Origin of the sequence: Atopomonas hussainii (genome assembly GCF_900109735.1) — a bacterium.
Taxonomy (GTDB): domain Bacteria; phylum Pseudomonadota; class Gammaproteobacteria; order Pseudomonadales; family Pseudomonadaceae; genus Atopomonas; species Atopomonas hussainii.
Genome location: NZ_FOAS01000009.1, coordinates 169,549 through 191,573, shown reverse-complemented (window position 1 = coordinate 191,573; position 22,025 = coordinate 169,549). Strand labels below are relative to the sequence as shown.

The following is a 22,025-nucleotide window of genomic DNA, read 5'->3' as shown; positions in this document are numbered from 1 at the left end:
AAGCACTGCTGCACAACGTACAAGCGAAGCATGCGTGGCAAACCAATGCTGGGACGCCCACGCTTGCCCGTGTTGTCTGCATAGAAGGGGGCAATCTGAGCTTCAAGCAAGGTCCAAGGCGTGAGCTGCTCAAGATCGCTGAGAAATCGATCGCGGCGTGTCAGCTTTTTCTTGCCGGCATATTCGGCTTCGGAAAAGGTTTTTTGCATGCGGCTGACTCAGGCGATGGGCTTCCCGCGATTGTGCCAGCCAAGAGAGCTGCTGAGGAATAAATCAGCGTTTCCCTAAGCACCAGCAGGCGGCGCTTATGCTTCATAATATTATGAAAATTTTTCAGCCATTCAGGTGAGTCGTCCTTTGGCTGTGCAAATAGGCGGATAGGCTCTCGATCAATCGCACCTACCTCATAAGAAGAGCGCTTACAACTCGAACAAATTTCCGTAGAGATATCATTTTCAAACCCACAACTAACACACTGCCACTTTTCTCTTTTCATCCCTGAATACCACACCAGTTACTCAAAAAAATAGCGCCGCACCTAGCCTTGCGCCAAGACCGCACATACTAAGGCATGCCATCCCTAGCAACGCACGACAAACACATTAACCTGCTAGCCACTTAACAAACGCAACAGCCACAAGAGTGTCAGCTAGTTACGCCATTTCAGGCTCACTATTGATCTTCGGCACAATCACCGCAAAAGGCACATCAAGCCGCGCCAGCAGCTGATCCAGCTCAGCGCGGTAGGCGTCGCTGACCCACGGGCTTTCCAGTTGCACCAGTTGCAGCACGCCACGGCGCAGCATCGCCGGGGTAATGGCTTGCCCTGGCTCGCTAACGGTGGCGACAAAACGCACCCATGCGGTGAGCATGATCAAGCCATTGATGGCTAAGGTTTCGGCAATCGCCGGGGTAATGCGCAGGATGCCGGCGTCGGCAAAGCCTTGGTAGATCTGCTGCGCGCTGCTGAGCGCGGTGCGGGCAAACTGCCGGTAGCGGGTGGCGAGCGCGCTGTCGCTTTCCAGAATTTGCTCTAAATCGCGGTGAATAAAGCGGTACTGCCACATGCCTTGCAGCAGGGCCTCAAGGTAGAAGGCTTTGTCGTCCATGGTCATGCCGCGCCCGGTGGGACGCTGCAAAAAACCTTCGACCTGCGCGGCGTAGCGCTCAAACAGCTCGCTGATGATCTCGTGCTTGTTGCGGAAGTGGTAATACAGGTTGCCCGGCGAGATCCCCAAATGCGCAGCGATGTGATTGGTCGTCACGTTGCGCTCACCCTGCTCGTTAAACAGTTCTAGGCTGGCTTCGATGATGCGATCGCGGGTTTTCATTCGTGGGGCCATAACGCGTGCTTACAAATACTCACAGAAGGTTGGGGTGGCATGGTTTGACATTTTAGAGCATTAACTCTAAAAATACACCCACACAGAGATTGTCCGACAGCCTTGCCGTAGCCGCTGACGGAACCACCGCCACCCGAGGACAGCACTATGGTCGCCGACGTCGCCTACCTGCAAGATGCCCAGCATGCGCTGGAGTACATGAATAGCCAATTCCAAGCCATGCGCAGCGCTTACCGCGCCAACCCGATGCCCAGCGCCGACGAGCGCCGCGCGCATTTGGCCAAGCTGCGTAAAGTGCTGTTCGACAACCAAGACGCACTGATCGAAGCCATGCGCGCCGACTTTAGTAACCGTGCGCGGGAAGAGTCGCTGCTGGCCGAGATCATGCCCAGCCTGCACGGCATCGACTATGTGGCGAAGCGCCTGAAGAAGTGGATGAAACCCTCGCGCCGTAGCGTCGGCTTGGCCTTCCAGCCGGCCACTGCGCGCGTGATGTATCAGCCCAAGGGTTTGGTCGGTGTGATTGTGCCGTGGAACTACCCGCTGTATTTGGCCGTAGGCCCGCTGGCTGGCGCACTGGCCGCCGGTAACCGGGTGATGCTGAAGATGAGCGAGTTCACCCCTGCCACCTCGCAGCTGTTTAAAGAATTGATCGGCCAAGTGTTTGATGAAAAACACGTGTGCGTGGTGCTCGGCGAGGCCGAAGTGGGCGCTGGCTTCTCCAAGCTGCCGTTCGATCACCTGTTGTTCACTGGCTCCACCGCCGTGGGCCGTCACGTAATGCGAGCTGCCGCGGATAACCTGACCCCCGTCACCTTAGAGCTGGGCGGCAAGTCGCCGGCGATTATCGGCACTGACGCCAACATGGCCGACGCCGCCGAGCGCATGGGCTTTGGCAAGGCAATGAACGCCGGGCAAACCTGCGTCGCGCCCGACTACGTACTGGTGCCGCGTGCTCGTCAGCAAGAGTTTGTTGAGGCGTGGAAGCAGCAAATCTGCACCTTCTACCCCGAGATCGAAACCAACCCGGACTACACCGCGATCATCAACGAGCGCCAGCTGGCCCGTCTGCAAGGCTACTTGACCGACGCCAAAGACAAAGGCGCCGAGGTCATCGCCCTGCACAAAAACTGCCAAGGCCGTCGCCTGCAGCACCACTTAGTGCTGAACGTAAACGACGACATGAAGATCATGCAGGACGAGATCTTCGGCCCGCTGCTGCCGGTGATCCCCTACGACAGCCTTGAGCAAGCGGTGAACTTTATTAACGACCGCGACCGCCCACTGGCGCTGTATTACTTCGGTGGCAACAAGCAAGAGCAAACCTACGTGCTGGAGCACACCCACTCCGGCGGCGTGTGTATCAACGATGCGCTGCTGCACGTAGCCCAAGACGACATGCCGTTTGGCGGCGTCGGCCCCTCAGGCATGGGCCACTACCACGGCCACGAAGGCTTCAAAACCTTCAGCCATGCCAAGAGCATTTACGACAAGCCGACCTGGTACAACGGCGCCAAGCCGATCTACCCGCCGTACGGCACCGCGCTGCAGAAGCTGGTGTTTAAGCTGTTTATCCGCTGAGTGGCACTCATGTCCGAACAAACTAATAACAATATAGCCTTGGCGGTTAGCCGCCGAGGCCTGCTGAAATTCAGCCTGATGGGCAGCGCCATGCTCGCTACCGCTGGCGTTACCGCCAGCCTCACCGGTTGCTCATCAAGCATGCCGCAAGACGGCTACAAGGTGCTGCGCAAAGAAGACGTGGCGTTTTTAAGCGCCACTATTCCGGTGGTCATGCAGGGCACTTTTGCCGCCGACAAAGTTGCCGAGTCGACCCTGATCACCCTGAAATCCTTCGACCACAGCTTGGCGCACTTCTCCCCCGAAGTGCTCAAGCTGGTCCAGCAGCTGTTTGATGTGCTGGGCATGAGCATCACCCGCGGCCCGCTCACCGGCGTGTGGGGCGGCTGGGAAAACGCCAGCCCCGCCGAGGTGGCCAATTTTCTAGAGCGCTGGAAGAACAGCGCCATCAGCCTGCTCAACATGGGGTATGGCTCGCTAACCCAGCTGATTCCCATGGCGTGGTACGGCAACCCTGAGGCGTGGGGCCATTGCGGCTACCCCGGCCCGCCGACCATCTAACCACCACGCAGCAAGAGAGCACCGATATGCCTGTACCCGATATTTTCCGCCAAGGCATGGCCCGTGGTTGGAAAACCCACGACGGCTCAGCCCTTGAGCAAGACCTAACCTTAGAAGCCGACGTAGCCATTATTGGCTCCGGCGCGGGTGGCGGCACCACGGCCGAAATCCTTTCGGCAGCCGGTTTTAAGGTACTGATCATCGAAGAAGGCCCGCTGCGCACCAGCGACGACTTCGCCCCGCTGCGCGAAAACCAGTCCTACCCGGCGCTGTATCAAGAAGGCCTCGGGCGGATGAGCAAAAACGGCGCGATCACCATTCTGCAAGGCCGCGCCGTGGGTGGCACCACGACGGTGAACTGGACATCGAGCTTCCGCACCCCCGCGCCGACCCTCAAACATTGGGCCGATGTGCACGGTGTAACCGGCCATGACGTCGACAGCATGGCGCCGTGGTTTGCCAAGATGGAAGAGCGCTTAGGCGTGGCCAAGTGGGCTATTCCCGCCAACCCCAATAACCAAGTGATTGCCGATGGCTGTGAGTCGCTCGGCTGGAAACACGACATCATTCCGCGCAACGTCAAAGGCTGCTGGAACTTGGGCTACTGCGGTTTAGGCTGCCCCACCAACGCCAAGCAATCCATGCTGGTCACGACGATTCCCGCCACGCTGGATAACAACGGCGAGCTACTGTATTTGGCGCGGGTCAATCGTCTGCTGATCGACGGCAGCCGGGTCACCGGGCTGGAATGCGTGGGCATGGATGAGCGTTGCGTGGCACCCAATGGCCGCAAAATCACCGTGCGCGCCAAGCACTATGTGCTCTCCGGCGGCGGCATCAACAGCCCGGCGGTGCTGCTGCGCTCCAACGCGCCAGACCCGCACCAGTTGGCTGGCAAACGCACCTTCTTGCACATCACCAACTTCTCCGCCGCGCGCTTTGAGCAGCAACTCAACCCGTTTAGCGGCGCGCCACAGTCGGTGTATTCGGACCATTTCCAGTGGCACGACGGCGCGGCCGGCGAGATGTCGTACAAGATCGAAGTCGCCCCTATGCAACCGATGTTTGCCTCCACGGTGCTCGCCGATGTCGGCCAGCGTGCGGCAGAGACGATGGCCAGCCTGCCGAATATCAACTTCATGTTGGCGCTGGGCCGCGACGGCTTTCACGAGCAAAGCTCGATAGGCAGCGTCGAACTGCGCAGCGACGGCACTCCTGTGCTGGACTACCAAATGACCGACTACAGCTGGGACGGCATTCGCCGTGCGTGGCTATCCATGGCGGAAATCCAATTCGCCGCCGGCGCCAAACAGGTGTGGACGGTGCACGCCGATGCACCGTGGACGAGCAGCTGGAAAGAAGCCCAAGCAACCATCAACAACCTGCCGCTGGAGCTGTACCGCGCCCGTTTAGGCAGTGCCCATGTCATGGGCGGCTGCGCCATGAGCGAAGATGCCAGCATGGGCGTCACCGACAGCCTTGGCCGCCATCATCAGCTGGAAAACCTGTCGATTCACGACGGCTCCTTGTTCCCCACCTCGATCGGCGCCAACCCGCAGCTGTCGATCTACGGCTTAACCGCCAAACTCGCCACCCAGTTGGCCGAGCGCCTCAAGGCCTAAGGCCGCCTACTGCACCCTCGCGCGGGCCTTGCTTGGCCCGAGCGAGCGGCTGCGCTAACATCACCCCACTTTTCTGCTGCTGGAGCCACGCATGAACCGCGTGCTATACCCGGGCACTTTCGACCCCATTACCAAAGGTCATGGCGACCTGATCGAACGCGCCTCGCGCTTGTTCGAAGAAGTCATCATTGCCGTGGCCGCCAGCCCGAAGAAAAACCCCCTGTTTGCGCTGGAAACCCGCGTAGAACTGGCACAGCAAGTCACCGCGCACTTACCTAATGTGCGTGTGGTGGGCTTTTCCACTTTGCTGGCCGATTTTGTTCGTGAGCAGAACGCCAATATCTTGCTGCGCGGTCTGCGCGCCGTGTCGGACTTCGAATACGAATTCCAACTGGCCAACATGAACCGTCAGCTGGCGCCTGAGGTAGAGAGCTTGTTTCTCACCCCGTCGGAAAAGTATTCCTTTATTTCATCGACCTTAGTGCGCGAAATCGCAGCATTAGGCGGCGATATCAGCAAATTTGTTCACCCGCAGGTGCACGAAGCGCTCAAACAGCGCTTCGCCCAATAAGCGGCTTGAAGTACCGGCCCAGCCGGAGGAGAACCCATGGCTCTGATCATTACCGACGACTGCATCAACTGTGACGTCTGCGAGCCGGAATGCCCCAACGCGGCGATTTCCCAAGGCGAGGAAATCTACGAAATCGACCCTAACCTGTGCACCGAGTGCGTCGGCCACTACGACGAGCCACAGTGCCAACAGGTATGCCCGGTCGACTGTATCCCGCTGGACCCGAACCATGCAGAAACCCGTGATGAACTCATGCAGAAGTATTTGATCATCACCGGCAACGCCTAAGCCGCAAGCCCCCAAGCGAGAGGAACGCCCATGCGCAACGAGAACCGACTCACCCGGCTCGTTGCCGCCGGTTGTTTGCTGCTCCTCAGCATCGCCGCCCACGCCAGCCCCGACAAAGCGGCGATTGCCACCGCGCACCCGCTAGCCAGCCAAGCCGGCCTGCAGATTTTGCGCGAAGGCGGTAACGCCTTCGATGCGGCGATTGCCATTACAGCGGCGTTAGCGGTGGTCGAGCCCTATGGTTCTGGCCTTGGTGGCGGCGGTTTTTATTTGCTGCGCCAGCCCACCAGCGGCGGTAAAGCCCACTACCCGTTTATCGACGCCCGCGAGCGCGCCCCGCTAGCGGCGCACGCCAACCTATACCGCCGTGGCGGCCAAGTGCAGCCGGAGCTATCGCTGAACGGCCCGCTGGCGGCGGCGATTCCCGGCGTGCCTGCGGCCATCGCCTATCTGGCCAGCCAATACGGGCAACTGCCGCTGACCAGCACACTCGCCCCGCCATCGCCTTGGCCGAGCAAGGCTTCACCATCGACAGCGCCTACCGTGAGCGCGCGCAGTGGCGCCTCAAAGCCTTGCAGGCCGACGCCGAAAGCGCGCGCTTGTTCTTGCGCGACGGCGAAGTACCGGCCCTTGGCAGCCGCCTGTATCAGCCGGAGCTGGCCGACACCCTGCGCTTAATCGCCCGTGACGGACACACCGGCTTTTACAGCGGTGAGTTGGCCGACCGCTTGGTAGAAGGCGTACGCGCCGCCGGCGGCATCTGGAGCATGGAAGACCTCGCCAGCTACCAAGTGGTCGAGCGCGCACCGCTGCAGGTGCGCCTTAACAACGGCGACACGTTAATTAGCGCACCGCCACCCTCGGCCGGCGGCGTGGCGCTCGCACAAAGCTTGCTGATGCTCGACTGGCTACCGTGGCGCAGCGACAGCCGGGTTGATCGCCAGCATGCGGTGACTGAAGTGCTGCGCCGGGCCTACCGCGACCGCCGCCTGCTGGGCGACCCCGACCACGTGCAAAACCCCATCACTGCCTTGCTCGCCCCAGACTACCTACGCCAGCAAGCCGCCGGCATTGAACGCGAACGCGCCACGCCCAGCAGCGAGCTAGCAGAGCCGTTGACCCTGCACGAAGGCGAACACACCACGCACTTTAGCGTGATGGACAGCCGTGGCCGCGCGGTAGCCGCCACACTGTCGATTAACCTGATGTTTGGCGCCGCCTTCACCGTGCCCGGCACTGGCGTGCTGCTCAATGATGAAATGGACGACTTCGCCGCCGATGTGAGTGGCGCCAACGCCTACGGCTTAACGGGCAGCCGAGCCAATCAAATCGCCGCCGGCAAACGCCCGCTGTCGAGCATGAGCCCCAGCTTTATTGAAAGTACCGATGACTTTGCCAGCTTCGGCACGCCCGGCGGCAGCCGCATCCCCAGCATGGTGCTGCTGGCCATGCTGGCCCGCCAAGACCAGCTACCGGTGGCCCAATGGCCCGCGCTACCGCGCTTTCACCATCAGTTTTTACCCGATGCTATCCAGCATGAAGACGACGCCTTCAGCCTAGAAGAGCGTGCTGCCCTGCAGCAGCGTGGCCACAGCTTAAGCCCTGTTGGTCGCCGCTACGGCAATCTGATGGTGCTGCACTGGGATAAGCGCAGCGGCAAGGTTAGCGCCGCCAGCGACCCGCGCGGCATTGGCCAAGCGCTGGTCGAAGCGCCATAAACAACAAAGCCGCCCAAACAGGCGGCTTTGTTTTACCCAAACCAGCACTTACGGCTGAGTATGGTTGTTGTGCTTGCGGCTCTTGGCCCAGTCTTCGTAACCACTGGTGCAGCCCAAACAACGCACGAAGGCTTCATAGCCCGGTGCCAGCACTAAGGCATCGGTGGCCTCACTGGTGTTACGGCCAATGGTAAAGGGCAAGCTCACCAGCCATGCCGCTGCGCCGATAGCAGTAGCGCCAATGGCAAACGGGCGGGCGATAACCAAGTCGCCGATCATCTTGTAGGCCGGCGGGGTTTCGGTGTCATAGCGGGTATCTGAGGTGGCATCGGCAGCATAAGCCTGGCCGCCCAGCAGCGAGGCAGTCATGGCCGTAGCGGCCAGCAGGGCCGTGGTGGTGCGACGGAGCTTCATGGTTCGATCCTTGTTGTTGGCAATAACGCACTACGTAACTATAACAGCGGATTTACGCTTGTCAGCGTGATGGGTGTCAATCGCCGTGATACGCGTACTGCGGATATTTTGGCACATAGGGGCGAAATATCGCGTGCAACTGCTGCATATCGGCGGTTTGATCGCCGCTTGGGTAGAACGGCGCACCAATCACCACGCGCTTATTGGCGAAGTCTAGCGCGCCCGTCACGATCGGCACTCCAGCGCCCACGGCAATATGGTAGAAGCCGCTGCGCCAGCGAGTGACCTTCTTGCGCGTGCCTTCGGGCGAGAGAATCAACAGAAAGTGCTCATGCTCAGCAAAGGCGGCAATCGCCTGCTCCACCGTATTGAGCTGCAAATGGCGCCGAATCGGTAAACCACCCCACAAGCGCATGATGTAGCCCCACGGCCAAGCAAACAGGGTGTGCTTGCCAAACCAACGGGCACGTAAACGCCACATAAACTTGATGGCAATAAACAAGACAAAATCCCAGTTCGAGGTGTGGTGCGCACCAATCACTATGTATTTGGGCAAATCAGGCAGCTGGCCTTCCACTCGCCAGCCCAACATGCGCAGCGTTGTGCGCCCCAGCCATTGCACAAAAGCATTGGCGGGCAAGTAGTTACCGGACATCGTTAACCTCTTATTGTTATTCTCGGTAAGCGCTGATTATTTAACACATTTTTGCCATTGGGCTAACCGCGCAAGGCCCGCCAGAACAGCCCATCGGCAAACGACGCTTGACTCTGTCCATAGGGACAGACTCTAGGCTGGCATCCTCTTCAAGAAACAGGGAGTGCAGCCATGAATCCGTTAAGTCTGGTCACCGGGGCCAATGGCCATCTGGGTAATACGTTGGTGCGCACGCTACTCGCTCGCGGTGAGCGAGTGCGTGCCGGGGTGCGCGACATCCATGATCGCACTGCCTTTGCCGGGCTCGATTGCGAGCTGGTGTACACCGAACTGCTGGACAAGCACGCGCTGGAGCAAGCCCTGCAAGGAGTCGACGTGCTCTACCAAGTAGCGGCAGTGTTCCGCCATTGGGCCCGAGATCCGCAAGCGGACATCATCACACCGAATGTCGAGGGCACTCGTAATGTTTTAGAGGCCGCTGCCAAAGCAGGCGTCAAGCGCGTGATCTACGTCAGTTCAGTAGCGGCGGTGGGGCACACAGGCAAACCGCTAGACGAAACTCACTGGAACGACGAAAAAGACAACGCCTACTACCGCTCCAAGATTCTGTCTGAGCAAATGGCTTGGGAGGTCGCAAAACGCTTAGATCTTGAGATGGTTAGCGTGCTACCGGCAGCCATGGTTGGCCCCAACGCTCAGCGGCTGACCGACACCATGAACTTTCTCAACACTGTGCTGGCTCGCCAAGTACCGCTCGACCCAAGCTTTCACTTCAATTTCGTTGACGTACGCGATGTGGCCGAAGGCTTGATCAAGGCAGCCGAAAAAGGGCGCGCAGGCGAGCGTTACATTCTGGCCAACAAGCACTCTTCGCCGCTACGGGCACTGATCGAGGCGGCAAACACAGTGAAACCAGGTTATCGCACGCCGCCTCCTGCACCACGCTGGCTGCTACTCTCCTTGGCCTGGCTGCAGGAGCGCTGGGCCCAGTTGACCGGGCACCCAGCACAGCTTCTGATGAGCCAAGTACGCCTGTTCCATGGTGTGCCTCAGGAATACAGCATCAGCAAAGCGCAAACTGAGCTGGGCTTTCGCCCGCGCCCACCAGAGCAAGCTCTGCGCGAAGCGTTTGCCTTGCTACAACAACGCACCGATTAATGGCTGCACTGCTGCGGCGACTGCTCGGAGAATAGCCGAGCAGTCTCTTGGCCCAACGCTATCAGTTGGGCATCAAGCGCATGCAATTCAGCAATCTGCGCCTGAACTTGCAAGCGTTTGGCCTGAATACCGGCCTGAACCAGCTCCAGTGGAAAGCGCTGCTCGCGTTGCTTGGCTGCCAGCACAACGGCTAACTCGGCAAGTTTGAAGCCGGCGGCCTGAGCAGTGCGAATCATCCGCACGATATCCACATGATGAGGGGTATAAATCCGATAGCGCCCCCGGCGCGGCGGCGCTTCAAACAAACCCAGCTGCTCATACAAACGAATTGCCTTGGGTGTGCAGCCGGTCAGATTGGCGAGTTTGCCGATGTACATAGTCTACTCCTCATCCGGTGAGCAATAAGGCCTGCGCGACTTTCGTCGCCATAGGTTACGACTACCACAGTTAACGCTGACATTTCGGGCAATACACACTAGCGCGCTGCCCCAGTTTTACCTCGCGCAACGTGCTGCCGCAGTGTTTGCAGAACTCGCCGCCGCGACCGTATACAAACAGCTCCTGCTGGAAGTAGCCGGGCTTGCCGTCGCCGCCGACAAAGTCGCGTAGCGTGGTGCCGCCGCGTTCGATGGCGTAGGCGAGAATCTCTTTGATCGCCTCGGCCAAGCGCAGGTAGCGCTGCCGAGAAATGCCGCCCGCTTCGCGGCGCGGGTCGATGCCGGCGGCGAACAGTGCCTCGCTGGCGTAGATGTTGCCCACCCCGACCACCACGGCGTTATCCATGATGAACGGCTTTACCGCGATGCGCTTACCGCGTGAGCACTGGTACAAGCGCTCGCCGTCAAAGGCGTCGCTGAGCGGCTCGGGGCCGAGGTTGCGCAGCAGTTCATGGTCTAACGGCGCGTGGCTCCAGAGCATGGCGCCAAAGCGGCGTGGGTCGTGATAACGCAGCACTTGCCCCGAGCCCAGCTCGATATCCACGTGCTCGTGCTTCACCGCAGCGGTGCCCGCCGGCACTAAGCGCAAACTGCCCGACATGCCCAAATGCACAATCAAGGTGCCGCTTTCGGCTTCGATCAACAGATATTTGGCCCGCCGCTTAACCGCCACAATCCGCTGCCCCGAGAGGCGCACGTCTAAGTCTTCGGGAATCGGCCAACGCAGCCGGCGCTCACGCACCCGCACACGCTCGACGGTTTGCCCTTGCACATGCGGGGCAATTCCGCGACAGGTGGTTTCAACTTCAGGTAATTCCGGCATGGCGCACCTCAGCTCACAGCAGGCGCCACCCTAGAGCCAATCCAGGCCAGCCACAAGCCTAAGCTGACTATCGCCAGCAGCGTTTGCAGGGTGATGAGGCCAGCCATTAAGCGTGCATCGCCTTGCAGCTGGGTGGTCAGCACATACGCGGTGGGTGCAGTGGGCAAGGCAAAAAACAGCAGCACGATCGCCGCACTTTGCGCCGGCAAGCCCCATAAGTTAGCCACTGTCAAAGCCAGCGCCGGCATCAGCAATAAACGTAACAGGCTATTGCCCAGCAAGCCTCGCCAAGCACCGCGCAAACCTTGCCACTGCAAGGCGGCGCCAACACACAACAAACCCAAAGGCAGCGAGGCGGCGGCGAGAAACTTCAGCAGCGCTTCGCTGCCTAGCGGCAAACCAAGCCCGCTGATGTTCAGCGCCAAGCCCAACAGGCAAGCCACAATCAACGGGTTCCGCAGCAACGGCCAGAGCACCGCGCGCGCCTGCCAGCGACGGTCGCTTAACAGCGCCAGCACCGACAACACATTGACCATAGGCACCAGCAGCGCCAACAGCAACGCGGCAACCGCCAAGCCAGAGGCGCCGAATAAGCCCCCAGCCAACGCCAAACCAATATAGGTATTAAAGCGCAGCAAGCCCTGCACTTGCGGGCCAAACTGCGCCGCCGCCACTTGGTAACGCCACCGCCACGCCCACAGCAGCGCTGCGGCAGGCAGCAGCACACTGAGCAGCACGCCGAGCAACTGCCACGGCGCGGCCTGCGCCAATGGCGCGTTGGCCAAGCTGTGCACCAGCAAGGCGGGAAATAAGATGAAGTAGTTAAGCCGCTCAGCCGCCGGCCAAAACCCGCTGTCCAGCCAAGTGCTGCGCTTTAACCAAACGCCGAGGGCAATCAAGGCCACGATGGGCCACAGCAGCAGCAATAACTCAGCCATAGCCTGCCTTAATGCGGGTGAAGGCTCACTCTACGAGCAAACCTGACAATCAACCACTACAGTTAGCCATAGGTCTTAAGACAGCACTTGAGGTTCAGCATGCCCCAGCTTAGTGGAGGTTGTCATTGCGGTGCCGCGCGTTATCAGCTCGACGCCGCGTTGGATGACTGCGCGCACTGCCACTGTAGCGACTGTCGCAAGACCACCGGCGGCATTGTCACCACGTGGCTGACTATTCCGCAGGCGGCCTTCACTTGGCTAAGCGCTGAACCTGCGCACTATCAAAGCAGCGCCACCTGTAAGCGCTGGTTCTGCGCTACGTGCGGCTGTCAGCTCGCACTGTGGACCAGCAAAACGCCGGATAGCGTGGATATCACGGTAGCCAGCTTGGACCAGCCCGAAGCGGCGCCGGCACATCGGCATATCTGGGATCAAAGCCACTTAAGCTGGCTGTATCTTGACCCGCAGCTACCCGCTGACGAGCGCGAAGCGGGCGTGGATTAACGCCAGAACGGCTTGGCGATTTCCGCGTTGCGCTGTTCGAGGGTCAAGCCCACATCCTGCAACTGACGCTCGTTCAAGCGCGCCAATTGGCTGCGGGTTTTCGCCCGGCGGCGCCACAGCAAGGCGGTAGCCAGCAAAGTAAGGGATTGCGCCGCAACAGCGGGATGGGCGGCGGTGGGGGCAGTCTCTTGAGGGCGAGACAGGGCAAACATGACAGTGTCCTTCGGCGTAGAGCCGGGTTGATATGGAAGACATGGCTATTGTCCGCCCATCAAGTTGTTACCAATAGACACAGATCAGTTAAAAACGAACCGAACAGTCACAAAATGTAAATCCAGTCAAACAGCCGCACACCTCAGTGCTGTCTGGCCAAATAACGGTCGAGGCTGTTGGCAAAGCGCTGTTTCTCCTGCACGCCAAACGGCGCTTGGCCGCCGCTGTGAATACCACTGGCACGCAGGGTTTCATTAAAGTCGCGCATGTTCAGTTTGCTGCGGATGCTGTCCGGGCTGTAAGGCTCGCCACGCGGGTGCACGGCCTCAGCGCCCTTGGCGATCACTTCGGCGGCCAGCGGAATATCTTGGGTGATCACTAAGTCGCCTTTCTCGGCTTGGCGAACAATTTCGTTGTCCGCCACATCGAAGCCCTTAGACACCACCTGACAGCGCACATTACTGCCCGGCGGTACGGCAATCGCGCTGTTGGCGACAAACACCACCGGCACACCACTGCGTTTGGCGGCGCGAAATAAAATCTCGCGGATCGGCTTAGGGCAGGCGTCGGCATCCACCCAGACAGTCGCCATTACAGTGCGCCCCTGCGCTGCTGCTCGTGCTGCTCGGAGATCTGCTCGTTGAGTGTCCAGAAGTCATACAGCACGCCCAAACCCAACAGGCCCAAGGTGAACAGCCAGATCAGCCCGCTGATCCATTTACCCAGATAAAAACGGTGTACGCCGAACACGCCGAGAAAGGTCAACAAGATCCACGCCACACTGTAGTTGCTGTCGCCTTGGTGGTAACGCAAGTCGGCGCGGCGATCCATACTGGGAATCAGGAACAGGTCGATCAACCAACCGATGCCCAACAGGCCTAAGGTGAAGAACCAAATCGTGCCGGTGACCGGTTTACCGTAATAAAAACGGTGTGCGCCGAGGAAGCCGAAAATCCACAGCAAGTAGCCCAATAACAGGTTGTGGGTGTTGCGTGCTTCGGTCACGGCGGCCTCGTTGTTTATCGCTTGGGCGTGAGCAGCAGTTGCGGCGCTTGCGCGCTATCGAGCTGCTGAGCCAAATCCAGGTTGAAGTTGCTGTCTAGGCGCTTAACTCGTGCGCTAAGCAGCGCGGCAACCCATTGAAAATCTTTCACTTCGCGCACTTGGATCTGCACCTTGCAGCGAAAGTTCACCACATCCTGCGCCACGCTATCGAGCAGCTTGCGCAAGGCGTCGTTATCGCCGTCATCGAGCATCGCTAGGCTCACGCTACTCGTCGCAGCGGCCGGATCGATATGCCGGGCCTTGGGGGCTGCGGGCTTGGCAGCGGCTTGCTTGGCCGCTGCCTCGGCAGCCGCTTGCGCTTTGGCGGCGGCTTCCGCTTCGGCGGCCTTCTTCGCGGCAGCTTCTTGCGCGGCGCGCTGAGCCGCTTGCTGCTGAGCTAGCTGTGCCTGCCGGGCGGCTTCGGCACGGGCTTTTTGCGCCGCGATTTCCGCGGCGTCTTCGGCCTTGGCTTGTTCAATAGCGCGGGTGAAATCGGTCAACGCCGGCGCGTTGGGCATCAAGCTGCGTGCCTTGGCCAGCTCGCGGCTGGCACCGTCCATATCGCCACGCCCTAACGCCTGACGCCCTAACGCCATGTGCGCCTCAGCCAGTTGGCGCTGATAGCTTTCTACCCGCGTGTCGGCCGGGTTCTTCTGGCGCAGCTGCTGCAAGGTTTGCTCGGCGGCGGCCAATTGACCCTGCTGAACCTGAGTATCCAAGGTGCGCAGCAACTTAACCGATTCATCCACCTGCACATACACTTGCTCTTCGGCCTGCACGGCGAAAGACAGCAACAAGGCAGCAGCACAACAGAGACGAACGGGGAACAACGGCATATCTGCTCCTTCGCCGGTGGCGAATGGGTAAAGATCAAACAAGCGTTTGAGTTTACACCGCGCGGCGCGGCAGACAAAAGCTGAGCAGGAACAGACTGGCCGCACTGACCACAATCGACGGGCCTGCCGGGGTGTCGACAAACCACGACAAACTGAGCCCCAAGCACACCGCCAGCATGCCGAGCAGGCTGGCGCCGAAGGCCATTTGCTCCGGCGTACGCGCATGGCGCTGCGCAGCTGCGGCGGGAATGATCAGCAACGAGGTAATCAGCAACACGCCGACGATCTTCATCGCCAAGGCGATGATCAGCGCGATCAGCAGCATCAGCGCTAGGCGAATCGCCAACACCGGCACGCCTTCCACCTGCGCCAGTTCCTCATGCACGGTGATGTTCAACAGCGGACGCCAGAGCAGCGCCAGCAGCGCCATCACCAGCGCGCAGCCACCGGCCATCCACAGCAAGTCGCTCTGACTCACCGCCAGCAGGTCGCCGAACAGGTAGGCCATCAGGTCGACGCGCACGTTATCCATCAGGCTCAGGCTGACCAAACCCAGCGATAAAGTGCTGTGCGCCAAGATGCCCAGCAAGGTATCGCTGGCCAGCGGCTGGCGCTGTTGCAACAGCACCAAGAGCACCGCCAACAGCACACACCCCACCGACACGGCGAGGGTTAAGTTGACCTCCAGCAGCAAACCCAGCGCCACGCCGAGCAAGGCGGCGTGCGACAGGGTGTCACCAAAATAAGCCATGCGCCGCCACACCACGAACGAGCCGAGCGGGCCCGCCACGGCGGCCAGCATGAGGCCGGCCAGCAAGGCGTAAATCAGAAATTCAGCCATGCTGACAGCCTCCGCTGTGTTGGTGATCGCAATCGGCGGCGTGCACATCGCCGTGCAAGTCGTGGCTATGGTCATGATGGTGCTGGTAGATGGCCAGGCTCTTGGCGTCTTGGCCGAACATCTCGACAAACGCCGGGTCGTTGCCGACCGCCTCGGGATGCCCTGAGCAGCACACATGCTGATTGAGACAGATCACCTGATCGGTGGCCGACATCACCAAGTGCAAATCGTGCGAGACCATCAGCACGCCGCAGCCGTGGCGCTGGCGCAGCTTGCCGATCAGCCGGTACAGCTCGGCTTGGCCGCTGACATCCACGCCCTGCACGGGTTCGTCGAGCACCAACAGCTGCGGCGCATGCAGCAAGGCACGGGCGAGCAAAATGCGCTGCTGCTCACCGCCAGAAACCTGTTGCAGCGGGCTATCCAGCAAGTGCGCGGCGCCGACTTCAGTGAGTGCCGCCACGGCCTCTGCGCGGCTGGTTTTGGGCACCAAACGCAGAAAGCGCTCCACGGTTAACGGCAAGGTGGCTTCGATGTGTAGCTTCTGCGGCATATAGCCAATGCGCAGCCGCGCGGTGCGCTTGACTGTGCCTTGCTCCGGCTTGAGCAAACCAAGCACGCAACGCACTAAGGTGGTTTTGCCCGCACCGTTGGGGCCGATCAGGGTGACGATCTCCCCGGCCTTGAGTTGCAGGTTGATATCGCGCAGCACGGGTCGTCCACCACGCGTCACGCCAACGCCGCTCAATTCGATCAGCACTTGGCTCATGCGTCCTCCCGGCAGCGGCTGCACAGGCCGACCACTTCGACCATCGGCTGCTCCACAGCAAAGCCGATGCCTTGCGCGGCCTCGCTAATCGCTTGGTTGATGGCCGACTGCTCCAACTCAACGGCAGTACGGCACTGGCGGCAAATTAAAAACTGGCAGGCTTGATCGTGCTCGGGGTGGCTGCAACCGATAAAGGCATTCAGCGAGGCAAGCCGGTGCACTAGGTCGTGCTCCAAGAGAAAATCCAGCGCGCGGTACACCGTCGGCGGGCCGGGGCGGCGGCCATCTTGCTGGCTGAGCTGCTCCAGAATGTCGTAGGCGCCCAGCGGCTGATGGCTTTGCCAGACCAGCTCCAGCACGCGTTTGCGCAGTTCAGTAAGGCGCACGCCGCGCGTTACGCAGCGCTGCTCGGCCTCATCCAAGGCATGGCTCACGCAGCGCGTGTGATCATGCGGACGGCACGCCAACGGCGCTTGCGGAGATAGGCGTGGGGGCATGGGGCACCTCACCGGCAAAAGGGATGTTATTCTATTACAACTTCCGCTCAGTGACTGCCGCCGCCTGTTTATGCCTCGTTTGCTTGCCCGTTTCACCCCCGCCGCCGTGTTGCGCGCCGGGCTTATTAGCCTATTGCTGAGCTGCGCCCCCTACGCGGCAGCCACCACCGTGCTGAGCAGCATTCAGCCACTGCAGCTGATTGCGCACAGCGTGCTGGGCGAACACGGCGAAGCACAGGTGCTGCTGCCAGCCGGCGCCTCACCGCATCAGTACACCCTGCGTCCTTCGGATATGCGCGCCGTGCAAGCGGCCGACTTGCTGTTCTGGGTGGGCCCCGAGCTGGAAAGCTTTCTGCCCAAAGTGCTAGAGCGCCGCAGCAAGCCGAGCACCGCGCTGCTGCACGCCCAAGGCATGCGCCTCAAGCACTTTGCAGAAGCGCACGCTGCAGAAGATCACCACGAGCACGATCACAGCCACGACAGCCTCGACCCGCACTTCTGGCTCGACCCGCACAACGCCCAGCAGATTGCCGCCGTCATGGCCGAGCAGCTCAGCAACCTAGACCCCGCCAACGCCGCCGCCTACCAAGCCAATGCCACGCGTTTTAGCCAAGCGCTAAACGCCGCCGACGCACAGCTACGGGAGCGCCTCGCGAAGCTTAAAAACAAGCCGTATCTGGTGTTTCACCAAGGCTACGACTACTTCGAGGCGCACATGGGCTTGAAAGCCCAAGGCGTGTTTGTGTTTACTCCGGAAGTACAGCCCGGCGCCCGCCACTTACACGAACTGCGCCAGCGCCTAAAAGCCGTCGGCGCGGCATGCATTTTTAGCGAGCCGCCACAGGTGCCGCGCACCCTGCACAGCCTGGGCGAAGATCTACCCGTGCGCTTTGGCCAGCTCGACCCACTCGGCCAAGACAGCGCTGACTTCGTCGCGCTGTACCTGAACTTAGGTAACGAGCTGGCCAGCTGCCTAGAACAGCTGTAATTACAAAGCGATTGGCAGGTGCAAGCTCACCTGCTGCCGAGCGGCGAGCTTGGTTTGGAACTCACGCGGGTCTTTGACCAACACCTCGCCACGGCGGCCTTGGTGCTCACGCACCGCCAGCAGGCGCGATAGCCAGAAGCGCACACAGGTGGCGCGCAACACGGTCGGCCAATGGTCGTTTTCCTGCGCGGTAAACGGCCGCTCGGCAGCGTAGGCACCGAGCAAAGCACGCGCCAACGGTTCATCCAGCACGCCGTGTTCGTCACTGCACCAGTCGTTCACGGTGATCGCCACGTCGTAGAGCATCCAGCCGCTACAAGCGTTGTAGAAGTCGATCACACCGCTTAACTGATTGCCGTCGAACAGCGCGTTATCGCGGAACAAATCCGCATGCAACACGGCGCGCGGCAGGCTCGGCAAATCTGCCAGCAGGGTCTGGATTTCCCCCAGCGCAGCATTCAGCAGCGTTTGGCCTGCGTCATCCAAATCGGCCAACAAGGCGGGGCCTTGCTCGGTCATCCAGACAAAACCGCGGTCGCTCTGGCGCTGCAAATGGCCATCGGCAGTGGCCAAGTGCAGGCGTGCTAAAAAGCGCCCTATCTCAGCGCAGTGCTGCGCATTCGGCGTGTGCACATGCTTGCCGAGCAAACGCGGCTGCAGCAGCGCCGGTTTGCCTTTGAGCTGCTGCAAGGCCACGCCTTGGCTATCCAGATACGCATAAGGCACTGGCAGGTCAGCTTGGTGCAGGCATTCGAGCAGCTCGACAAAGAACGGCAAGTCTTGCACCGGGCCGCGCTCAACCAAGGTCAGCACGCATTCAGCCTGTTCAAGACTGACAAAGAAGTTGGAATTTTCGCTACCGGCAGCAATGCCGCTGAAGTCGCGCAGACGGCCCAACGGGTAACGCGCGACGAACTCGGCCAGCTCATCGCGTTCAAGGGGAGTAAATACAGACATGGTTTACCAGCTAAAGATTTCCCACTGCGGAATCAGCATGTCCGGCTGATCGGAGCGGATAAAGTTGCCGGTCTCGTCAGCACGGACCAGAAAATACGGCTTGCCGTTCTTCGGCGTCACCTTGATGGCATACAGGAAACCGTTCACCCGGTATTCCTCAATGATGCGGTCGCCGTCTTGGCGAATGGTCACATCCGGCTCGGCGTCGGCGGCGTCTTCCGCGTGTGCCAAGGGCAACCAAGCCAGCAAGCCGACCAGTAACAGGCGAGTCAGTGCGCGCATGGTAGTCTTGTCCTTTTTTGCAGGGGTTTCGCCCATTGTATCCCCTGCCTTGCTGAAAAGGTTGACCCACCGCATGTCAAACGCCCCGCTTATTTTGGTTGATGGCTCCAGTTACCTGTATCGCGCCTTCCATGCGCTGCCGCCGTTAACCAACAGCAAAGGCCTGCCCACCGGTGCGGTGAAGGGCGTGTTAAACATGCTGCGCAGCCTGCGCAAAAGCTACCCCGACAGCCCGCTTGCCGTGGTGTTCGACGCCAAAGGCCCCACGTTTCGCGATGAAATGTTCGCCGACTACAAGGCCCAGCGCCCGCCGATGCCCGATGACCTGCGCGTGCAAATCGAGCCGCTGCACGCCTGCATTCACGCCCTCGGCCTGCCGCTACTGTGTGTCGAAGGCGTCGAAGCCGATGACGTGATCGGCACGCTGGCGCGCTCCAGCGCGGCGGCCAGCCGCCCGGTGATTATCTCCACCGGCGACAAAGACATGGCGCAGCTGGTCGACGGCCACATCACCTTAGTCAACACCATGACCAACACCACGCTGGACGTGCCCGGCGTGGCCGAAAAGTTCGGCATCGGCCCCGAGCTGATTATCGATTATCTCGCCCTGATGGGCGACAAAGTCGACAACATCCCCGGCGTTCCCGGCGTGGGCGAAAAAACCGCGCTGGGCCTGTTGCAAGGTTTAGGCGGCGGTTTGGATGTGATCTACGCCAACCTCGAAGCCGTGCGTACGCTGGACATTCGCGGCGCCAAGAAGCTGCCCGAAAAGCTCGCCGAACACAAAGACATGGCCTACCTGTCGTACCAGCTGGCGACTATCAAAACCGATGTGGCGCTAGACGTCGAACTGGACGCCCTGCACCCCAGCGATGGTGACAGCGCCGCCCTGTTGGCGCTGTATCAAGACTTGGAATTTAAAAGCTGGGTGGATGAGCTACAGCGCGCCGGTGTCGCCGCTACTGCCAAACCGGCGACCGCTACCCATGCCACACCGAATCAAGATGACCTGTTCGGCAGCAGCGACAGCCCCGCCACCGCAGAAGAACCCGCGCAGCCGGAGATCTCCGCCGCGCAGTACGAAACCATCCTTGAGCCTGCCGACTGGCAGCGCTGGCTCGGCAAACTACAACAAGCCGAGCTGATCACCTTCGACACCGAAACCACCAGCGTGGATGCCATGCAGGCCGAGCTGGTCGGCCTGTCGTTCGCCGTGCAAGCCGGCGAAGCCTGCTACGTACCGTTGGCACACAGCTACATGGGCGCGCCGCAGCAGCTCGACCGCACGCAAGTGCTTAACGACCTGCGCCCGCTGCTGGAAGACCCGCACAAAGCCAAACTGGCGCAAAACGGCAAATATGACATCAACGTACTGGCCCGCGCCGGCATTAACGTGCAGGGTCTCGCGTTCGACAGCATGCTCGAATCCTACGTGCTCAACGCCACCGCCACCCGCCACGATATGGACAGCCTGGCGCTGAAATACCTCGGCCACAGCACCATCCGCTTTGAAGACATCGCCGGCAAAGGCGCCAAGCAGCTGACCTTCGACCAGATTGCGCTGGAGCAAGCCGCACCCTACGCCGCCGAAGACGCCGACATCACCCTGCGCCTGCACCAAGCCCTGCACGCCCAACTGCAAGCCACGCCAAGCTTGGCCCGCGTGCTCAGCGAGATCGAAATGCCGCTGGTGCCGGTGCTCGCCAGCATCGAGCGCAACGGCGCGCTGGTGGATGCCAAGCGCTTGGGCGAACACAGCCTAGAGCTAGGGCAAAAACTTGAAGCGCTGGAGCGCGAAGCCTTCGCCTTGGCCGGTGAGGAATTCAACCTCAACTCGCCCAAGCAACTCGGCGAGATTCTGTTTACTAAGCTCGGCCTGCCGGTGATCAGCAAAACCGCCAAGGGCCAGCCCTCCACCGCCGAAAGCGTGCTCGCCGAACTGGCCGAGCAAGACTACGAGCTGCCCAAGGTAATCATGCAGCAGCGCACCTTGGCCAAGCTGAAAAGCACCTACACCGACCGCCTGCCCGAGCAGATCAACCCGCACACCGGGCGCATCCACACCAGCTACCACCAAGCGGTGACGGCCACCGGGCGCTTGTCGTCCAGCGACCCGAACCTACAAAACATCCCGATTCGCACCGCCGAAGGCCGACGCATTCGCCAAGCCTTTGTCGCCCCGCAAGGCTACCGGCTGCTGGCTGCCGACTACTCGCAAATCGAACTGCGCATCATGGCCCACCTCGCCCAAGACCCGGGCCTGCTGGACGCCTTCCGCCACGACCGCGACGTACACCGCGCCACCGCCGCCGAAGTGTTTGGCGTCACGCTCGACGAGGTCAGCACCGATCAGCGCCGCAGCGCCAAGGCGATCAACTTCGGCCTGATCTACGGCATGAGCGCCTTTGGCCTGGCCAAGCAGCTCGGCGTAGAACGCAAAGAAGCGCAGGCCTATATCGACCGCTATTTCGAGCGCTACCCCGGCGTGCTGGCCTACATGGAACGCACCCGCGAACAAGCCGCCAGCCAAGGCTATGTTGAAACCCTGTTCGGCCGCCGCCTGTACCTGCCAGACATCAACGCCCGCAACCCCGCGCTACGCAAAGGCGCCGAACGCACCGCGATCAACGCACCGATGCAAGGCACCGCCGCCGACATCATGAAAAAAGCCATGATCGCCGTGCACCACTGGCTACCCAATAGCGGCTTCGATGCCCGGGTGATTCTGCAAGTGCACGATGAACTGGTACTGGAAGTGCGCGAAGACCAAGTTGAGGCATTGCGCGCCCCGCTGTGCGAGGTGATGGCCAACGTCGCCGAACTGGCCGTGCCCTTAGTGGTGGAAGCGGGTGCGGGGGATAACTGGGATGAGGCGCACTAACCGCCGCCAGCCATAACTTGCCGGGCTGGCCAGCAACCAGCCCAGCACTTGCTAAACATCCTGAAGCGGCTTAGAACAATCCAGCCTATTGCCCAACACAGCCC

General features: G+C 60.7%; 24 protein-coding genes and 2 pseudogenes. 10 read left to right on the top strand and 16 right to left on the bottom strand.

The genetic code is table 11. The annotated features are described in order from the left end of the window. A pseudogene (locus BMX80_RS10760) lies at positions 1-209 on the bottom strand (IS5/IS1182 family transposase); the annotation flags it as partial. A gap of 444 nt (positions 210-653) precedes the next feature. Then, the gene (locus BMX80_RS10755; RefSeq protein WP_074868194.1) at positions 654-1,343 is read right to left on the bottom strand and encodes a TetR/AcrR family transcriptional regulator; all 690 of its coding nucleotides are present in this window, start codon (positions 1,341-1,343) and stop codon (positions 654-656) included. Between the two features lie 147 nt (positions 1,344-1,490). Here BMX80_RS10755 and BMX80_RS10750 point away from each other — a divergent pair, with 147 nt between their 5' ends. The 6 genes and pseudogenes from BMX80_RS10750 to ggt all read left to right on the top strand — a co-directional run bounded on the left by BMX80_RS10750 (position 1,491) and on the right by ggt (position 7,684). After that, positions 1,491-2,924 carry a coniferyl aldehyde dehydrogenase gene (locus tag BMX80_RS10750; RefSeq protein WP_074868191.1) on the top strand — a complete coding sequence of 478 codons (1,434 nt, stop codon included), beginning with the start codon at positions 1,491-1,493 and terminating at the stop codon, positions 2,922-2,924. A gap of 9 nt (positions 2,925-2,933) precedes the next feature. Further along, the gene (locus BMX80_RS10745; RefSeq protein ID WP_074868188.1) at positions 2,934-3,485 is read left to right on the top strand and encodes a twin-arginine translocation pathway signal protein; all 552 of its coding nucleotides are present in this window, start codon (positions 2,934-2,936) and stop codon (positions 3,483-3,485) included. Between the two features lie 26 nt (positions 3,486-3,511). Beyond that, entirely contained in the window at positions 3,512-5,107 is a 1,596-nt protein-coding gene (locus tag BMX80_RS10740; protein ID WP_074868185.1) for a GMC family oxidoreductase, read from the top strand. Between the two features lie 91 nt (positions 5,108-5,198). Further along, positions 5,199-5,678: a pantetheine-phosphate adenylyltransferase gene (gene coaD, locus BMX80_RS10735; RefSeq protein ID WP_071873319.1), complete on the top strand. Its 480-nt coding sequence runs from the start codon at positions 5,199-5,201 to the stop codon at positions 5,676-5,678. Between the two features lie 36 nt (positions 5,679-5,714). Beyond that, the gene (locus BMX80_RS10730; protein WP_074868182.1) at positions 5,715-5,966 is read left to right on the top strand and encodes a YfhL family 4Fe-4S dicluster ferredoxin; all 252 of its coding nucleotides are present in this window, start codon (positions 5,715-5,717) and stop codon (positions 5,964-5,966) included. Between the two features lie 30 nt (positions 5,967-5,996). Beyond that, a pseudogene (gene ggt / locus BMX80_RS10725) lies at positions 5,997-7,684 on the top strand (gamma-glutamyltransferase). A gap of 48 nt (positions 7,685-7,732) precedes the next feature. Here the strand turns inward: ggt and BMX80_RS10720 are convergent. Further along, positions 7,733-8,098: a hypothetical protein gene (locus tag BMX80_RS10720; protein WP_074868178.1), complete on the bottom strand. Its 366-nt coding sequence runs from the start codon at positions 8,096-8,098 to the stop codon at positions 7,733-7,735. Positions 8,099-8,174: 76 nt separating this feature from the next. Beyond that, complete coding sequence (locus BMX80_RS10715) at positions 8,175-8,753, bottom strand: lysophospholipid acyltransferase family protein (protein WP_074868175.1); 579 nt, start codon at positions 8,751-8,753, stop codon at positions 8,175-8,177. Between the two features lie 171 nt (positions 8,754-8,924). Between BMX80_RS10715 and BMX80_RS10710 the strand changes: the two genes are divergently transcribed. Further along, entirely contained in the window at positions 8,925-9,911 is a 987-nt protein-coding gene (locus tag BMX80_RS10710; protein ID WP_083394305.1) for an NAD-dependent epimerase/dehydratase family protein, read from the top strand. Here BMX80_RS10710 and BMX80_RS10705 read toward each other — a convergent pair. The 3 genes from BMX80_RS10705 to BMX80_RS10695 form a co-directional block, all read right to left on the bottom strand. After that, entirely contained in the window at positions 9,908-10,288 is a 381-nt protein-coding gene (locus tag BMX80_RS10705; RefSeq protein WP_074868172.1) for a MerR family transcriptional regulator, read from the bottom strand. The two genes, BMX80_RS10710 and BMX80_RS10705, sit on opposite strands and share 4 nt — an antisense overlap. 70 nt (positions 10,289-10,358) lie before the next feature. Continuing rightward, on the bottom strand, positions 10,359-11,171 hold the full coding sequence (gene mutM / locus BMX80_RS10700; RefSeq protein ID WP_074868168.1) for a bifunctional DNA-formamidopyrimidine glycosylase/DNA-(apurinic or apyrimidinic site) lyase: 813 nt from the start codon (positions 11,169-11,171) through the stop codon (positions 10,359-10,361). An 8-nt stretch (positions 11,172-11,179) separates the two neighbouring features. Then, positions 11,180-12,109, bottom strand: coding sequence for an AEC family transporter (locus tag BMX80_RS10695; RefSeq protein ID WP_074868166.1), 930 nt, complete (start codon positions 12,107-12,109; stop codon positions 11,180-11,182). A 99-nt stretch (positions 12,110-12,208) separates the two neighbouring features. On the opposite strand from BMX80_RS10695, the gene BMX80_RS10690 reads away from it, so the two are divergent. Then, complete coding sequence (locus BMX80_RS10690; protein ID WP_074868164.1) at positions 12,209-12,613, top strand: GFA family protein; 405 nt, start codon at positions 12,209-12,211, stop codon at positions 12,611-12,613. Here BMX80_RS10690 and BMX80_RS10685 read toward each other — a convergent pair. The 7 genes from BMX80_RS10685 to BMX80_RS10655 all read right to left on the bottom strand — a co-directional run bounded on the left by BMX80_RS10685 (position 12,610) and on the right by BMX80_RS10655 (position 16,813). Then, positions 12,610-12,825 carry a DUF1127 domain-containing protein gene (locus tag BMX80_RS10685; protein WP_074868162.1) on the bottom strand — a complete coding sequence of 72 codons (216 nt, stop codon included), beginning with the start codon at positions 12,823-12,825 and terminating at the stop codon, positions 12,610-12,612. The two genes, BMX80_RS10690 and BMX80_RS10685, sit on opposite strands and share 4 nt — an antisense overlap. 143 nt (positions 12,826-12,968) lie before the next feature. Continuing rightward, positions 12,969-13,418: a YaiI/YqxD family protein gene (locus BMX80_RS10680; protein ID WP_074868159.1), complete on the bottom strand. Its 450-nt coding sequence runs from the start codon at positions 13,416-13,418 to the stop codon at positions 12,969-12,971. Then, positions 13,418-13,831: an NINE protein gene (locus BMX80_RS10675; protein WP_074868156.1), complete on the bottom strand. Its 414-nt coding sequence runs from the start codon at positions 13,829-13,831 to the stop codon at positions 13,418-13,420. The genes BMX80_RS10680 and BMX80_RS10675 overlap by 1 nt, the downstream gene beginning before the upstream one ends. 14 nt (positions 13,832-13,845) lie before the next feature. Continuing rightward, on the bottom strand, positions 13,846-14,706 hold the full coding sequence (locus BMX80_RS10670) for a hypothetical protein (protein ID WP_074868153.1): 861 nt from the start codon (positions 14,704-14,706) through the stop codon (positions 13,846-13,848). Between the two features lie 52 nt (positions 14,707-14,758). Further along, on the bottom strand, positions 14,759-15,547 hold the full coding sequence (gene znuB / locus BMX80_RS10665; RefSeq protein ID WP_071873307.1) for a zinc ABC transporter permease subunit ZnuB: 789 nt from the start codon (positions 15,545-15,547) through the stop codon (positions 14,759-14,761). Further along, entirely contained in the window at positions 15,540-16,316 is a 777-nt protein-coding gene (gene znuC, locus BMX80_RS10660) for a zinc ABC transporter ATP-binding protein ZnuC (RefSeq protein WP_074868150.1), read from the bottom strand. The genes znuB and znuC overlap by 8 nt, the downstream gene beginning before the upstream one ends. Next, complete coding sequence (locus tag BMX80_RS10655) at positions 16,313-16,813, bottom strand: Fur family transcriptional regulator (RefSeq protein ID WP_071873305.1); 501 nt, start codon at positions 16,811-16,813, stop codon at positions 16,313-16,315. Before BMX80_RS10655 ends, znuC begins: the two co-directional genes overlap by 4 nt. A 70-nt stretch (positions 16,814-16,883) precedes the next feature. Between BMX80_RS10655 and BMX80_RS10650 the strand changes: the two genes are divergently transcribed. Further along, on the top strand, positions 16,884-17,801 hold the full coding sequence (locus BMX80_RS10650; protein ID WP_074868233.1) for a zinc ABC transporter substrate-binding protein: 918 nt from the start codon (positions 16,884-16,886) through the stop codon (positions 17,799-17,801). On the opposite strand, the gene BMX80_RS10645 is transcribed toward BMX80_RS10650, so the two are convergent. Then, complete coding sequence (locus tag BMX80_RS10645) at positions 17,802-18,758, bottom strand: homoserine kinase (protein ID WP_074868147.1); 957 nt, start codon at positions 18,756-18,758, stop codon at positions 17,802-17,804. Positions 18,759-18,761: 3 nt separating this feature from the next. Further along, positions 18,762-19,040, bottom strand: coding sequence for a DUF2782 domain-containing protein (locus BMX80_RS10640; protein WP_071873303.1), 279 nt, complete (start codon positions 19,038-19,040; stop codon positions 18,762-18,764). 73 nt (positions 19,041-19,113) lie between these two features. Between BMX80_RS10640 and polA the strand changes: the two genes are divergently transcribed. Further along, positions 19,114-21,921, top strand: coding sequence for a DNA polymerase I (polA, locus tag BMX80_RS10635; RefSeq protein WP_074868143.1), 2,808 nt, complete (start codon positions 19,114-19,116; stop codon positions 21,919-21,921). The last annotated feature ends 104 nt before the right edge of the window (positions 21,922-22,025 follow it).